Source organism: Motilimonas pumila (assembly GCF_003596335.1).
Classification (GTDB): domain Bacteria; phylum Pseudomonadota; class Gammaproteobacteria; order Enterobacterales; family CBDFNC01; genus Motilimonas; species Motilimonas pumila.
Genome location: NZ_QZCH01000145.1, coordinates 1 through 621, shown reverse-complemented (window position 1 = coordinate 621; position 621 = coordinate 1). Strand labels below are relative to the sequence as shown.

Sequence of the window (621 nt, the reverse complement as noted above, 5' to 3'; positions counted from 1 at the left end):
ACGAGTCCCAATATCAATGGGCAATACTGGAATATCAACGGCTCACGCACAACGCTGGACTAGGGAAATTATGAGGGGATCCGTCAGCGCCTCGTTAAGCGGCGAAAAATAGTTGGCTACAATTTGTGAGGCACGAACAAAAGCCAACTGTTTTTTGTCCGTTTAAACGACTTGTTATGTGTAAACCACCACGATATTAGTCACTTACGCATTTTATCGTTGAATCATTTTGATAACAAAGACTAAAAAAAACCAATAAGCGATCTATAGTATTTGCTAAATACTTATCTGATGGGTGTAGGGCTTTAAGGCTAATAAGTTCATGTACCAGTGAGTTTGACTGTTCGGGATATATTTCAGGACCATCATAAAATGCCTCCCAGACCAAATTCAATAAAGGAAAGTCCTCATTCTCATTAACATAAGTAAAAAGAAACTCCTCATTATGAGCAATTTTTTCCTGTAATTGATCTGCATACATATCGAATGCCACTGAAACTCCCTTACACATAACGCCTCGTTCTCACGAATCCCCTCATAATTTCCAATAAAAACAATGAGTAGACGCGCATCGCTCATTCTGATCTAATGAATTTCGCCAAAAACACACCTTATCAAATG

1 protein-coding gene is annotated in these 621 nt (G+C 38.6%); it reads right to left on the bottom strand.

Annotated features, from left to right (window positions below):
* Window positions 1-196 precede the first annotated feature (196 nt).
* Complete coding sequence (locus D1Z90_RS21435; RefSeq protein WP_158587212.1) at window positions 197-493, bottom strand: hypothetical protein; 297 nt, start codon at window positions 491-493, stop codon at window positions 197-199.
* Between the last annotated feature and the right edge of the window lie 128 nt (window positions 494-621).